Genomic DNA, 14,037 nt, shown 5'->3' on the forward strand with positions numbered 1-14,037 from the left:
CCGGTGGTGAAGGCTTGGTGAACCGTCCGCCACGAGGCTGATCGAGCGGCCGGGTCCGGTGTCTACTCGGGTGGTGCTGTCGGTCGTGGTCCCCGTGTACGACGAGGCGGATGTCCTGCCGCTGCTCGTCGAGCGGCTGCGCCCCGTGCTCGACCGCCTCGACCGGCCGTACGAGGTGGTCGCGGTCGACGACGGCAGCACCGACACCAGCGCCGCGCTGCTCGAGGGCTTCCGGCGGGTCTGGCCGCAGCTGCGGGTCATCGGGCTGCGCGCCAACTCCGGCCACCAGGCGGCACTGTCGGCGGGCCTGGTGCGTGCCAGGGGCGAATGGGTCGTGACCATGGACGCCGACCTGCAGGACCCGCCGGAGCTGGTCGGCGAGATGCTCCGCACCGCCGAGGCGTCGGACGTCGACGTGGTCTACGCCGTCCGCGCGGACCGCAGCACCGACACGTTCTTCAAGCGCCGGACGGCGGCGATGTTCTACGCGCTGATGCGGAGGCTCGCGGGCAGTCAGGTGCCGGCGAACGCCGGCGACTTCAGGCTGATGAGCCGCGCGACCGTCGACGCCGTCAACCGGCTGCCGGAGCAGAACCGCGTGCTCAGGCTCGCGGTGCCGGCGCTCGGGTTCCCCAGTACCACCGTGGCGTACGAGCGTGCGGCGCGCGCGGCCGGCGGCACGAAGTACACGCTCGCCCGGATGCTGCGGCTGTCGCTCGACAGCGTGACCGGCTTCTCCGTCGCGCCGCTGCGCGCGGCGACGTGGTGCGGGTTCCTCGGGATGTTCTGCGCCCTCGCACTGATCGCGTACGCGCTCGTCTCGTGGGCGCTCGGCCACACGACGCCCGGCTGGACGTCGACGTTCGCGACCGTGGTCGGCGTCGGCGCCGTCCAGCTCTTCTGCCTGGGCCTGCTCGGCGAGTACGTCGGACGCATGTACCTCGCCGCCCAGGGGCGACCGTCGTACTTCGTCGCCTACGACTCGCTGGTCAGCGAATCTCGTACACGCGTACCCGACCTGAGGTGAAGCGCAGGTCGGCGATCCGGTCGAGCGTGCGCCGGTCCGCGGCGTCGAGCCCGGTGGCGAAGAGCCAGCGCGCGCCGTAGCGGGCGTGCAGCGCCCGCAGGGTCGTCGCGCTCGGGCGGTCGAAGGCGGCGTCGTTGGCGCGTAGCCGCTCCTGGTCAGGGAACGGCGTGCCCTGGCCCTCGCTGAGCCCGTGCTCATCGGCATACGCGCGGGACGCGGTCGTGTATGCCCAGCCCTCCACCAGCACCCGGCGTTCCGCCGTTCCGGTGAGCCAGAACGCGCGCCCGTCGCAGCCTGGCCGGACACCACGGAAGCGGCGGCGGCAGTGGCGGTCGGTGGCGACGAGGTCGTCCGTGCCCGAGTGGGCGCGCAGCCAGCGCGCCGCATGCAGCTCGTCGAGGGTCGTCTCGGTGTACGAGCGCAGCGGCGCCGCGCGGAGCGTGACGAGTGAGTGCTTCAGGAGTGCGGGTGCGGCCACGGCGCGTTCGGCGACGGAGCCGACGGCGAGCACGGCGAGGAGCGCCGTCGCGACCGCGGGGCGGCTCGGCCATGGACGCGATCCCGCCGCGCGGGCCAGGGCCCCGGCGACGACCGCCGCGCCCGTCAGAGCGGCGGTGCGGACGAAGTACCCCTCGCTCGACGAGACGTGGCCGAACAGCAGCGCGGCTGCCGCGCCGCCGTAGGTGAACGACGCGGCGAGGACAGCGCCGGGCTCGAAGGACGCACGGCGGACGAGCAGCGCCGCCCCGGCGAGCGGTGCTCCCCACGTCAGCAGCGTCACGCCGAGCGTCATGACCAGGGCCGGCGCACTGGTGCCGATCACGGGTGTGAGCGGGGTGCGGTGGAGCATGTGCAGCGGCGAGACGGCGAGCCCGAGGCGCTCCCCGCCGAAGACGACGACCATCCCGAGCAGCCAGATCGCGAACGACGAGCCGAGCGCTACCACGGCGGGGCGCAGGCCCTTTCGCGCGACGACGCGGCCCACGACGACGACGCCGAGGCTGCCGACGACCAGCGGGAGCACGGTGCCCTTGCTCGCGACGCTCGCGACGAGCAGGAGCACCACGAGGATCCACGACCGCGGCGGCGCCCGGTCGCGCAGCAGGTCGACGAGGAGCACGGCGAGACCGCCGAGGAGGACCGTGGCGTACGCCTGGGTCGGGCTGGCGAAGGCGAGGTCGGCGATGTTCCAGTTCGCCCTCACGACCGAGGTCGACGCCACCACGAGCACGGCCGCGATCCCGCCCACCCAGCTGGAGTCGGCCAGCCGGTGCGCGAGTGCCACCGTGAGCAGGACGCCCACGACGAGGAGAGGCACGGCGCCGAGCCGGAACACCACGAGCGGCAGGTCGACGCCGCTGGTCCAGCTCGCCGCCGCCAGGTGCTCGTGGACGAAGTACTGGTAGTGCAACGGCAACCCGGCGACGTGCGGGGTGGTCAGCGGGAAGTGGTGCTTCGCCTCCGCCGCGAGTGCCAGCTGGTACGGCAGGTCGGTGTACGCGGCGAGCGCGTAGCCCTCGGTGAGCGGGTGCCGGCCGAACCCCCGCGCAGCGACGACCGACACTGCCACGGTCACGGCGCCCGCGATCACCCAGGCGGGGCCGGGCGCGAGGGTGTCGCCTGACCTGACCAGCCAGCGACGCCGCAGCGCGGGCAGTGCCGAACCGGCGATCACGATGACGGCCGGGACGACGACGTGTGCGCGCGGCTGCCCGAGTGCCGTGCTCACCGCGTAGACCGGCAGCTCGACCGCCAGGCCCACGGCCGAGCCGACGGCGAGGTCGTCGACCAGGCGTCCGGCACGGCCTCGTACGCACCGCCACACGACGAGGCCCGGCCAGGTCACGAATCCGGCCCAGTAGAACGCGTAGCCGGCCACGTCGACCACCGGCGTGCCCGCCCGGACGAGCATCGTCACGACGAGCGCGGCCGCGACCACGGCAGGCGTGACGGAGGACCGTACGACGAGGGGAAGGGCGCGGGAAAGGTGCGCGGGCACGCGCCGAGGCTATGGCACGGGGTGCTCCGTACGTGTGAAGGGCACCTTCACCACACCATGGTGTGGTGAAGGTGCCCTTCACCCAGTGCTGTCTGCGACGTCAGGACGCCTTTGTCGCGTCTGCGGCGGTCTCGGCTTCGGTGGCGGCCTCGGCCGGGGTGTCCGCCGCGGCGTCCGGGGTCTCCGAGGCGGGGGCCTCGGCCTCGGCCGGCGCGGTGGCGTCGGTGTCGACTGCCTTGTCTTCCTGCTTGCTCTTCCTTCTGAGCAGGCTCAGGATTCCCACAGGGTCCTCCGGTGGTGCGTATCGGTCGAGTCCCCGCTCGACCAGGTGATGGTTACGGGCAGTGGAGGGAAGTGCCGATCATAGACGTCCGCCTCACGGGCCGAACCCCGGTGTGACCGTACGCGAACGCGTTGCCGTAGCTGTTCCGTGTTCTCGGTGTGACAGCGGTCGACCGGTCGTTCGATCTCCCCTAACCGGAGGATCAGCGGAGGTCTCGACATGCGTAGACGCGCACCCCTCGTCCTGGCGGCCGCGCTGGCCGCCGCGCTCTCGCTCGTGCTGTCGGGCAGTGCGTCCGCGGCGCCGGCGGAGCCCGTCGTCGTGGCGAGTGGCCTCGACAACCCGCGCCAGCTCGCGTGGGGGTCGAACGGCGCTCTGCTCGTCGCCGAGGCGGGTCGCGGCAAGGTGAACCCGGGGCCCAACGGGTGCTTCACCGGCCCGGAGGGCGAGACGTGTCTCGGCGTCACCGGCAGCATCTCGCGGATCGCCGACCCCGCGCGGACGGTCGACGGCGACGCACGGCGCGTCGTGACCGGGCTCATCTCCGGTGCCTCCCGCGAGGGCGGCTCGGCGGTGGGGTCGAACGGCGTCTCGTTCCAGAACGGCAAGATCCTCGTCGCGATGACGTGGGCTCCGCCGGACGTCCTGCCCAGGACCGGGGTGCCGAAGTGGCAGCTCGGCAAGCTGATCCGGGCGACGCCGTGGCCGAGCCACGCAAAGAAGTCGATCGCCGACCTCGCGGCCATCGAGGTCACCCAGAACCCGGACGGCACCGACGTCAACGCCAACCCGTACGCGGTGCTCGCCCTCGATGACCACAGGTCGGTCGTCGCCGACGCGGGCGGCAACCATCTCGTCCTCGTCGACCGTGGCAAGGCGAGGGTGCTCACGGTCATGCCGGCGCACGGCTGCGGTGGAGTCGTGACGCCCGAGTGCGACATGCACTCGGTGCCGACGTCGCTGGCCAAGGGACCAGGCCACGCGCTGTACGTCGGCGAGCTCGCGCACTTCGAGCCCGGTGGGGCGCGGGTCGTCAAGGTCTCGCCGACCACGGGCAAGGTCCTCGGCTTCTACGGCAAGGGTGGCACGCTCTGCGCCAAGGACACCGCGGGCTTCAGTGGCATCAGCGGGATCGCGTTCGGTCCGGACGGGAGCCTCTACGTGAGCGAGCTGTTCGGCGGTGCGACCGGCGGCCAGGTCGTCAGGATCTCGCCGACGTGCCAGCGCACCGCGGTGCCCGTGCCGATGCCGGCCGGGCTGTTGACGGACAGCAAGGGCAGCGTGTTCGTCTCGGCGTTCAGCATCTCCGACCGCGACGGCGCCGACGGCGCCCCGCCGGGACAGATCTGGAAGCTGCGCTTCTAGCGGTCCAGCGGTCTAGCGGGACCCGTGAGGGGCACCCCCACCGGGTGGGAGCACGGTGGGGGTGCCCCTCACGGGGTCGACCGTGGGATCAGTCCGCGGCGGGGCGGTAGACGAGGTGGAGGACGCCGCTGCCGAACGTCGTGGAGGAGGCGAGCGTCAGCGGCAGGCGCGGGGTGCCCGCCTCGAACAGGTGCGCGCCGGAGCCGACCACGATCGGGTGCACCAGGAGGTCCAGCTCATCGAGGAGACCCTCGCTCAGCAGCCAGCGCACCAGGGTGGCACTGCCCGACAGGGCGATGTTCTTCCCTTGCCCGGCCTTGAGCTCGCGGAGACGGTCGCCCGCCTCCGCGCGGCGGAGGAGGGTTGTGTTGGCCCAGTCGGCGCTCTCGAGGGTGTCGGACACCACGTACTTGGTGGCGCCGTTCATCGTGGCGGCGATCTCGTCGTCGCTGTTGGGCCAGTACTCGGCCCATTCGCGATAGTTGGTGGCGCCCATGAGCATGGCATCGCTGCGCGCGAAGCCTTCACCCACGGCCGCGCCCATCTCGTCGTCGAAGTAGGGGAAGTGCCACTTGTCCGGTGCCTCGACGACCCCGTCGAGGCTGATGAAGAAGTTGGCGACGATACGGCGGGACGGCGGTGTGGTCATGGCGGCTCCTCTGGGGGCGATGTGGACGTTCTGCACATTGGACACCGCGCCGGTCCGGAAGTCATCGCCTGCCGCGGTCCGATTCCTTCGGGGACGATGGGGTGGTCGTCGGGACCCGGCGCCGGTGGGCCGTGCCGTAGGCTTGGCGGCCGGAGGGCACACATGGGCGATGACCAGTCGAAGCCCGCGGACGAACAGCCGGCAGAGGCACAGTCCGCGGACGAGCAGGATGAGACGCACCGCAGGTTCCGCGAGGCGCTGGAGCGCAAGAAGCAGGCGGAGCACGCCTCGAACGAGCGCGCCCGCGCCGACGACAAGGGCGTGGGTCCCTCGCAGGCCAAGGTGAAGCGCCAGTTCCGCCGCAAGTCCGGCTGACCGGGGTCACCGCGGGTCGTCGGAGCGTCAGGCCCGGGGCGGTCCCGGCAGCGTGTCCGTCGTCGTGATGTGTGCGATGGTCTGCAGCTCGCTGCATTCCTCCACCGCCTCCCACCCGTGCCGCCGGCCGAGGCCGCTCTGCTTCATCCCACCGAACGGCATGGTGAGGTCGGACACGCCGATGCGGTGCGCGTTGACGAACACCGAGCCGGCGTCGATCCGCCGCGCGACCGCGTCGGCGTGGTCGGGGTCGGCCGACCAGACCGACGCCGCGAGCCCGTACTCGGTCTCGTTGGCCAGCGAGACGGCGGTCTCGTCGGAGTCGACGGCCAGGATCGGGACGACGGGGCCGAACTGCTCCTCCTGGACGAGTCGCGCACCGGGCGCGATGTCCGTCACGACCGTGGGCATCGCGAAGAGCCCGTTGTCGCGGTCGAGGCCGGTGCCCTCCGTGCCCAGCTCCACGACTCGGGCGGCACCCGCGCGCGCGTCGTCGACGAGCTCGCGTACCCGCGCGAGCTGAGCGGGCGTCGTGAGCGGCCCGATGTGGGTGCCTGGCGCGAGTCCGTCGCCGACCACGATGTCGCGCACCGCGGACGTGAACGCCTCGACGAGCTCCGCGTGCCTGCTCCGGTGGACGTAGATGCGCTTGACGTTGTAACAGATCTGCCCCGACGACGTGTACACGCCGCGCAGCAGCTCGTCGACCATCGCGTCGTCGACGACGGCCGAGTCGAGGACGATCGCCGGGTCGTTGCCGCCGAGCTCGAGGCCGAGCCGCTTGATGGTCCCCGCCGAGTTGGCGATGATGGCACGTCCGGTCGCGGTGCTGCCGGTGAAGAGCACCGCACGTACGCCGGGGTGCCCGGTCAGCTGCGCCCCGACCGTCGCGCCGGTGCCCTGCACGACGTTGACCACGCCCGGCGGCAGCGCCGCGGCGAGCCCGTCGAGCACACCGGTCAGCGTCAGCGGCACGACCTCAGAAGGCTTGACGACGACGGGGTTGCCGGCGAGCAGCGCGGGCACCAGCATCAGGCACGCCAGGTAGACGGGGTAGTTCCAGGGCACGATGACCGCGGTCACGCCGACCGGTCGCCGCCGGATCCGTGCGAGGCCGAAGCCGTTCACGTGGTCGGTCTCGGCGTCGAGTCGCTCGCCGAACGCTGCGTAGTAGCGCAGGATCGTCGCCGCGCCCGCCACGTCGAGGCGTGACTCCCACAGCACCTTGCCGTGCTCGGACGTGAGCAGCCGGGCGCGTTCGTCGAGGTCGTCCGCCTCCAGCGCGTCGGCAGCCGCGAGCAGGTGCGCGGCACGGTCGGCTCCGGTGAGCCGGCCCCACGCGGTGCCCGCCTTCGTGGCGCGGTCGACCGCCGCGTCGACGTCGTCCGGCCCGGCGAGCGCGACGCGGCCGACCACCTCGTCGCGGCGTGCGGGGTTGCGGACGACGACCTCCGGCGTGGTCACCGCATCACTCCTGTCGGGACGGTCAATGCATCAGCGGAACAAGTGTTCCGACATCGTGGGTGGACCCCTCGAGACCTGTCAAGAGCCGACGGCGCCGGTTGTGCCGGAAATACTGCGCCGGTATGCCGGAAACACGGGGAAGGCGTCGCGATCTGTTGACAGCGGCCGGGGAACCTCGCAAGAATCCTTCGGGACGGGGAGTCCGTTCAACGGAACAGTCGTCTGTGCCAGTCGATCAAGGTCGATCAAGGGAGTCGCGATGAAGGGACTCGTCGGACGTACGTTCGCCGTCGGGATCACGGTGTTCGCCATGATGCTCGCCGGTACGGCGTGCGCGAAGAACGAGCCGCAGACCGAGGACGGCCAGCGCGTCGTCAGGTTCGCCTCCGTCGGCGGCCTCACCGACGCCGGCCTGTACATCGCGGAGGCCAAGGGCTACTTCAAGGACGCCGGCCTCAAGGTCGAGCGCAACCGGATGGGCTCGGGCTCCGAGATCACCACCGCCGTGGCCGCCGGCAACCTCGACGTCGCGGGCATGGCCGTCACCGCAGGCATGTTCAACTCGGTGACGCAGGGCCTGGGAGTGCAGATCGTCGGCGACAAGCAGAGCGTGAGCTCGAAGGCGTCGGCGACGCGCCTGCTCGCCAGAGAGTCGTTCGTCGGCAAGGACGTCGAGACGTCGCTGCGGAACCTCAAGGGCAAGAAGGTCGCGGTGACGGACTCCAAGAACGCCACCCTGGTCATGTTCGACACCCTGATGAAGAAGTACGGCATGTCGTCCGACGACGTCACGATCGAGACCATGCCGTACGCGGAGATGAGTGCCGCGCTCATCAAGGGGTCCGTCGACGCGGGCGTCATCATCGAGCCGTTCCTGACCGCGGCGCTGAAGTCGGGCAAGGTCAAGGAGGTCTCCGACCTCGCCGCGACCGTTCCCGAGGGCGGCGCGAGCATCGTGCCGCTCATCTACAGCCAGGACTTCGTCGAGGACCGCGAGGTCGCGCAGAAGTTCATGACCGCCTACATGAAGGGCGTGCGCCTCTACAACGACGCGTTCTTCAAGGGCAAGAACAAGGACGAGATCGCGAAGATCATCTCCGAGGCGTCCGAGCAGCCGCTGGCGACGGTCCTCGCGACGAAGCCGTTCGGGCTCAACCCCGACCAGACGGTGACGCGTGAGTTCCTCGAGGACCAGCAGACCTGGTTCGCGTCCAAGAAGCTGATCAAGAAGAAGGTGAACATCGACGACCTCGTCGACGACTCCTTCGCGAAGCAGGCGGTCAAGGAGCTCGGCGCGTACTGACCGCTCGGACGAGGAGGCTGGGGATGGCTGACCAGAACGGGAACGCCGACGGGAACGCGGTACGCGTCGGTGCCGCGGCGGACTTCAGGGACGGTGACAGGCGCATCATCGACGTCGGTGAGCGGCAGATCGGCGTGTTCCGTGTCGACGGCGAGTTCGTCGCGTACGAGAACCGCTGCGTGCACCAGGGCGGGCCGGTCTGCGAGGGCCAGTACTACCCGCAGATGGAGGCCGTCTTCGACGACAACGGCCGCAGTCTCGGCGAGCGCGCGAACTACGACGTCCCGCACCTGGTCTGTCCGTGGCACAGCTGGGAGTACGACCTGCGCACCGGAGAGATGGTGGGGCTCCGCAAACTCAAGCTGCGCGCGTTCCCGACCGTCGAGAGGGAGGGAGACGTCTATGTCATCGTCTGACCTGCGCGAGGCGTCCGCGACGTCCGGCGTCGACGTCGATGTCGACGACCTGTGCGAACGGTTGGAGTCACTGGCCTCGGCCGGCGGATCGTCGGTCGACGACCGGCAGAACCGGCGCCTGTTCACCGCGGCGTTCCGGTTGCTGGCCGCTCGCGCCATCGCGGGCGAGACGAGCGAGCCGTTCGTCGACGACGCCGGGGTCAACGCGACCGACGTCGTGGTCGTGACGAGCATGCTGCTCGAGCAGCAGAACCTCGAGGTGTTCGAGCTGGCGTTGTGGCAGAGCCTCGGCGGGCGGCCGTGGATCGGGAGGGTCGAATGACTGCGAAGCAACAGCGTCCGGAGTTCTACGACCGGTCGACGGTGCCGACCGGCAACCTGCTGGCCAACGCGCGCAAGCAGGCGCTCACGCGCGGCCTCTACGACTTCCCGATCGTCGACGTCGACGCGCACCACCGCGAGGACACCGCATCGTGGTCGGGACTCATCCCGCACATCGAGGACGACGCGATCCGCATGTTCGCGGAGGACGTCACGAGGCGCGAGAGCGCCGCGGGCATGATGGGTCTGGAGATCCGCTGGCACTCCAACTCCGGCCGCATCGTCCGGCCGGGGGTCAACGGTTTCGCCGACACGCTGTCGGACGACGGTCGCGACCCGCTGGTGCGCAGGACCATCTGGGCGATGGACGAGATGGCCATCGACTACACGATCCTGTTCCCGACGGCGATGCTGTTCCTCGGGCTCCACCCGCAGCCGCAGGTCGAGGCGGGACTCGCCCGTGCGTACTCGCACTGGCTGACCAAGGAGATCCTGCCGCAGGACGAGCGCATCAAGACGATGCTGTACCTGCCGTTCAACGACCCCGAGGCCGCGCTGCGGATGGTCGAGGACTTCTCCGACGACCCCGCGGTCGTGGGCTTCATGGTGACGAGCGTGCGCTACAAGCCGGTGCACTCCAACGAGTTCGCGCCGATCTACTCCGCGCTGCAGGAGCGCAACATGCCGCTGGCGTTCCACGCGGCGTACAACTGGAACGACCAGTCGATGTCGTTGCTGAACAAGTTCATCTCTGTGCACGCGCTCGGCTTCACGACGTCGAACATGGTGCACATGACGAACATGCTCATGAACGGCATCCCCGAACGCTTCCCCGGGCTGAGGCTGCTGTGGGTCGAGTCGGGGCTTGCGTGGGTCCCGTTCCTGATGCAGCGTCTCGACAACGAGTACCTGATGCGGACGGCCGAGGCGCCGGCGCTGACGAAGCTGCCGAGCGACTACATGCGCGACATGTGGTACTCGAGCCAGCCGATGGAGCGCAGCGCCAAGACGTCGATCATCGAGTCGACGTTCGACATCATGGAGGCCGAGCGCACGCTGCTGTACTCGTCCGACTACCCGCACTGGGACTTCGACGCGCCGTCGACGATCTACGACCTGCCGTTCCTCACCGAGGACGCCAAGCGCAGGATCCTCGGTGGCAACGCGCTCGACCTGTTCGGCTTCAAGGCGGAGAAGCGAGCGACCCCGCCGACGGAGACGACGACGGTCGAGGCCGACCAGGGTGCGCCGGTCGCCCCGCCGCTCGGCCCGTAAGTGCTACGGGCCCAGGTCGGCCGGATCGGTCATCGCCTCGATGACGCGCGGGGCGTCGCCGGCAAGGGCGTCACCGAGGGCCTTGTCGAGCTCCTCGGCCGTCCCGACCCGGACGGCGTCGACGCCGTAGCCCATGGCGATCGCGGCGAGGTCGGGGCCGGCGATGTCCTTGCCGGGGTAGTGGTCGGCCTCGACCGCCCGGTTCCCGTACCGGCGCAGGGCGGCGGCGACGGCGGCGTACGACTCGTTGTTGACGGCGACGAACGTGACCGGCAGCCGGCGACGCGCGGCGACCCACAGCGCGTGCACGCCGAACTGGAACGCCCCGTCGCCGACCACGCAGACGACGCGGTCGTCGGGGCGCGCGATCGCGACGCCGAGTGCGGCGCCCATGCCCCAGCCGAGCGCGCCGCACGAGGTCGTGACGACCTGGCTCGGCACGCGCTGCGGGATCCGCTCGAACAGCGCGGCGCCGGACGTCACCGCGTCGGCGACGACACGCGTGCGATCGTCGACGTGCGCGGCGAGCGTGTCCATGACCCGGTCGACGGTCAGCCGGTCCGAGGCGAACGAGCGTGGCGCCGGCCGTTCGCGCTCGTCCTCCTGCCAGTCGCCCGCGGGGGCCCGGCCGTCGAGCGCGGCGAGCAGGTCGGTCAGCACCGCACGGTGATGGCCGGTCAGCGTGATGTCGGCGCCGTACGTCCGGCCGATCTCCGCGGGGTCGCTGTTGCTGTGGATCACCGTCGCGTGGTCCGGCGGCGGCGCGACGCTGCCCGCCTCGAACTCGTGGAAGAACCGCCCGCCGAGGAACGCGACCACGTCGGCGCGCTGCACCGCCGGGTGGCCCAGGGCGTAGAAGCCGGCGTACGCCGGGTGGTCGGTGGGGAAGGCGGAGCGTTCGAACGAACGCCGGTCCTCGTGCAGCACGACGGCACCGAGATCGTCGGCGAGGCGGACGAGCAGGTCGCACGCGTCGTGGCGCGCGACGTCGGCGCCGGCGACGAGCACCGGCCTGCGGGCCGCCGCGAGCGCGTCGGCCGCCGACGCCACGGCGTCGCCGTCGGGGCGGCCGGCGGACACCGCGCGGCTCCGCCCGGCCGGCGGCGTGACCGCGTCCGCGGGAGCGGTGAGCAGGTCCTCGGGGAGGCCGAGCCATACCGGTCCGCACGGCTCCGTCGTCGCGACCTGGAGTGCACGGGACAGGTCGGCCGCGACCTCCTCGGTGCGCAGGCTCTGCCAGCGCCAGCCGACGTGCGGTGCGGCAAGCTGGCCGACGTCGGGTACGGCGGTGAACCCGCGTCGCGACTGGATCACGCTCGCCTTGAGGCCGTTGAGCACGACGACGGGAGAGCGCGCGATCTGTGCCGCGTACACGGCGCCGAGCCCGTTGACGAGGCCGACGTTGGTGTGCAGGTACGCCACGCCCGGCACGCCGCCGGAGAACCGCGCGTACCCGTCGGCCATCGCGACCGCGGTGAGCTCGTGGGTCGTCAGCCAGACGTCGATGTCGGGCCGGTCGATCGACGCGTCGAGGAACGGCGCCTCGGTGCTGCCGGGACAGGTGAACACGTGCCTGACGCCCCACGAGGCGAGCACGTCGACGACCGCGTGCGCGGCGCGCGGACCTACCACTCCGCCACCTCCGAGCTTCAAGAGCCGAACACTTGTTCCGCTACTGTGGCGAGCATCGGTGAGCGCTGTCAAGGCACGGCGGATCCCTTGACACTCTCCCCGCGCGGACGGAATAGTTCTACGAAACAGTCATCCTGTTTAACGGAACATCGATGGTGTCTCAGCAGACGCGGGGGTACGAGGTGTCGGACACGACTCGTGAGCCGGTGACCAAGGCGTTCGACCTGCTCGCGGCGATGATCGACCACGGCGGCGTGCCGATGGGAGTGCGGGAGTTGGCCACGCGCCTGGAGATGGCACCGAGCACCGTGCACCGGCTGCTCGCGGTCCTCGAACGGCGGTCGCTCGTCCAGCGCGACGCGACCGGCCACTACGCGCTCGGCCTCGAGCTCTTCCGCTGGGGACAGCAGATCTCGTCGGTGTTCTCGCTCAGGGAGACCGCACTGCCGCGGGTACGCGAGCTCGCGCAGAAGACCAACGAGACCGCGGTGCTCGGCGTCTACAACCCCACGACGCAGATGATGATGTACACCGCGAGCGTCGAGTCGTCGCACCCGTTGCGTTACGTGCTCGAGCTCGAGAAGTGGCGTCCGGTCTACGCCGGCGCGAGCGGCCTCGCGATCATGGCGTTCCTCACCGAGCCCGACCAGGAGTCCGTCATCGAACGGACCCAGCTCGCGCCGCTGACCGAGCGCACGATCACCGACCCCGACGTGCTGCGTCGCGAACTGGCCAAGATCCGGCGTCGCGGCTACGCGTTGAGCAGCGGGCAGAACATCCCCGGCGCGGTCGGTCTCGCGGCGCCGATCCTCGGCGTGCACGACCAGGTCGTCGGCGACGTGTGCCTGACGATTCCCGACCAGCGGTTCGACCCGGCCGAGCAGGACGACCTGATCGGTTGCCTGGTCGAGTGCGTCCGCGACATCTCCAAGCGGCTGGGCGCCGGCGTCGAGCCTGGTGCGTGGCCACCGGGCTCCTCGAGCGCGCGCTGACGCGCCCGTACGGGAGCCCACCGACCAAGGACGGTGAACAGGTTGAGCAGTACCGAATCGACGGCGATGGACGGTGCGGCGGAGACCGGAACAGTGGACGCGCCCGCGGCGGCCCCGCGTGCCGACCCGGTCGTCTGCGAACTCGACGACCTCAGCAGGGTCTACTTCGGCAAGTCGGGACAGCCCGTCCTGGCGTTGAACGGCATCTCCACGAGCGTCAGGCAGGGTGAGGTGCTTGCGGTCATCGGGCCGAGCGGCTGCGGCAAGAGCACCCTGCTGCGCGTGCTCGCCGGTCTCGACAGGGACTACGAGGGCGCGGTCCGCTGGCACGACCGCGGCGTGGCGGGACGGGAGAGTCGCCGGCTGGCGAGCGCGACCGTGTTCCAGGCCGACAGCCTCTTCCCGTGGCGAACCGTCGGCGGCAACGTCGAGCTGCCGCTGAAGCCGCTTGGCTGTGACGCCGCGGAGCGCCGCGAGCGCTCGGACAAGTACCTGACGATGACGGGCCTGCACGACTTCAGGGACGCGTACCCGCACGAGCTCTCCGGCGGCATGAAGCAGCGCGCCGCCCTCGCCCGCGCATTGGCCGCGGAACCGTTGCTGCTCCTGCTCGACGAGCCGTTCGCCGCACTCGACGCGCAGAGCCGGCTCATCATGCAGCAGGAGCTCCTCACGCTGTTCGCGCAGACCTCGACGACCGTGCTGTACGTGACGCACGACATCGAGGAGGCGGTGACGCTCGCCGACCGCGTGCTGGTGATGACCGCGCGGCCGGGCCGGATCAGGCACGTCCAGGACATCGACATCCCGCGCGACGCACCGGTGATGTCGATCAGGGCGACGGCGGAGTTCCGGCGGCTGACCGAGGACCTGTGGAGCATCCTCGCCGCCGAGGTCGGCGAGACCCTGACCGGGCAGACGAGATGAGGCCGCTCT

13 protein-coding genes and 1 pseudogene are annotated in these 14,037 nt (G+C 70.8%); 9 read left to right on the top strand and 5 right to left on the bottom strand.

The genetic code is table 11. From position 1 onward, the window contains the following. Positions 1 to 70 precede the first annotated feature (70 nt). Positions 71 to 1,027, top strand: a complete 957-nt coding sequence (locus GEV10_10250; protein ID MQA78839.1) for a glycosyltransferase — start codon at positions 71 to 73, stop codon at positions 1,025 to 1,027. Here GEV10_10250 and GEV10_10255 read toward each other — a convergent pair. Both GEV10_10255 and GEV10_10260 read right to left on the bottom strand, forming a co-directional pair. Then, on the bottom strand, positions 990 to 3,026 hold the full coding sequence (locus GEV10_10255) for a hypothetical protein (protein MQA78840.1): 2,037 nt from the start codon (positions 3,024 to 3,026) through the stop codon (positions 990 to 992). The genes GEV10_10250 and GEV10_10255 overlap by 38 nt on opposite strands. Before the next feature lie 120 nt (positions 3,027 to 3,146). Continuing rightward, positions 3,147 to 3,251, bottom strand: a pseudogene (locus GEV10_10260) (regulator). A 277-nt stretch (positions 3,252 to 3,528) separates the two neighbouring features. Here GEV10_10260 and GEV10_10265 point away from each other — a divergent pair. Then, complete coding sequence (locus GEV10_10265) at positions 3,529 to 4,674, top strand: ScyD/ScyE family protein (protein ID MQA78841.1); 1,146 nt, start codon at positions 3,529 to 3,531, stop codon at positions 4,672 to 4,674. An 88-nt stretch (positions 4,675 to 4,762) separates the two neighbouring features. Here the strand turns inward: GEV10_10265 and GEV10_10270 are convergent, their stop codons facing one another. Then, on the bottom strand, positions 4,763 to 5,323 hold the full coding sequence (locus GEV10_10270) for a dihydrofolate reductase (GenBank protein MQA78842.1): 561 nt from the start codon (positions 5,321 to 5,323) through the stop codon (positions 4,763 to 4,765). A 162-nt stretch (positions 5,324 to 5,485) separates the two neighbouring features. Here GEV10_10270 and GEV10_10275 point away from each other — a divergent pair, with 162 nt between their 5' ends. Continuing rightward, on the top strand, positions 5,486 to 5,698 hold the full coding sequence (locus GEV10_10275) for a hypothetical protein (GenBank protein ID MQA78843.1): 213 nt from the start codon (positions 5,486 to 5,488) through the stop codon (positions 5,696 to 5,698). Between the two features lie 27 nt (positions 5,699 to 5,725). On the opposite strand, the gene GEV10_10280 is transcribed toward GEV10_10275, so the two are convergent. Beyond that, positions 5,726 to 7,189, bottom strand: coding sequence for an aldehyde dehydrogenase family protein (locus tag GEV10_10280; protein ID MQA78844.1), 1,464 nt, complete (start codon positions 7,187 to 7,189; stop codon positions 5,726 to 5,728). On the opposite strand from GEV10_10280, the gene GEV10_10285 reads away from it, so the two are divergent. The 4 genes from GEV10_10285 to GEV10_10300 are packed head-to-tail and all read left to right on the top strand — an operon-like array spanning position 7,188 to position 10,477. Continuing rightward, positions 7,188 to 8,465 (top strand): hypothetical protein, encoded by a 1,278-nt coding sequence (locus GEV10_10285; GenBank protein MQA78845.1) that lies wholly within the window; start codon positions 7,188 to 7,190, stop codon positions 8,463 to 8,465. The genes GEV10_10280 and GEV10_10285 overlap by 2 nt on opposite strands. Before the next feature lie 23 nt (positions 8,466 to 8,488). After that, a complete protein-coding gene (locus GEV10_10290; GenBank protein ID MQA78846.1) occupies positions 8,489 to 8,881 on the top strand; it encodes a Rieske 2Fe-2S domain-containing protein in 393 nt (130 codons plus the stop codon). Continuing rightward, positions 8,868 to 9,203 (top strand): hypothetical protein, encoded by a 336-nt coding sequence (locus GEV10_10295; protein ID MQA78847.1) that lies wholly within the window; start codon positions 8,868 to 8,870, stop codon positions 9,201 to 9,203. The genes GEV10_10290 and GEV10_10295 overlap by 14 nt, the downstream gene beginning before the upstream one ends. Beyond that, a complete protein-coding gene (locus tag GEV10_10300; protein ID MQA78848.1) occupies positions 9,200 to 10,477 on the top strand; it encodes an amidohydrolase family protein in 1,278 nt (425 codons plus the stop codon). Before GEV10_10295 ends, GEV10_10300 begins: the two co-directional genes overlap by 4 nt. 3 nt (positions 10,478 to 10,480) lie before the next feature. Here the strand turns inward: GEV10_10300 and GEV10_10305 are convergent, their stop codons facing one another. Next, the gene (locus tag GEV10_10305; GenBank protein MQA78849.1) at positions 10,481 to 12,109 is read right to left on the bottom strand and encodes a hypothetical protein; all 1,629 of its coding nucleotides are present in this window, start codon (positions 12,107 to 12,109) and stop codon (positions 10,481 to 10,483) included. Positions 12,110 to 12,261: 152 nt separating this feature from the next. On the opposite strand from GEV10_10305, the gene GEV10_10310 reads away from it, so the two are divergent. Next, positions 12,262 to 13,101: a helix-turn-helix domain-containing protein gene (locus GEV10_10310; GenBank protein MQA78850.1), complete on the top strand. Its 840-nt coding sequence runs from the start codon at positions 12,262 to 12,264 to the stop codon at positions 13,099 to 13,101. 42 nt (positions 13,102 to 13,143) lie between these two features. Beyond that, the gene (locus tag GEV10_10315; GenBank protein MQA78851.1) at positions 13,144 to 14,028 is read left to right on the top strand and encodes an ATP-binding cassette domain-containing protein; all 885 of its coding nucleotides are present in this window, start codon (positions 13,144 to 13,146) and stop codon (positions 14,026 to 14,028) included. The last annotated feature ends 9 nt before the right edge of the window (positions 14,029 to 14,037 follow it).

The organism is Streptosporangiales bacterium (assembly GCA_009379955.1).
In the GTDB taxonomy this organism is placed as follows: domain Bacteria; phylum Actinomycetota; class Actinomycetes; order Streptosporangiales; family WHST01; genus WHST01.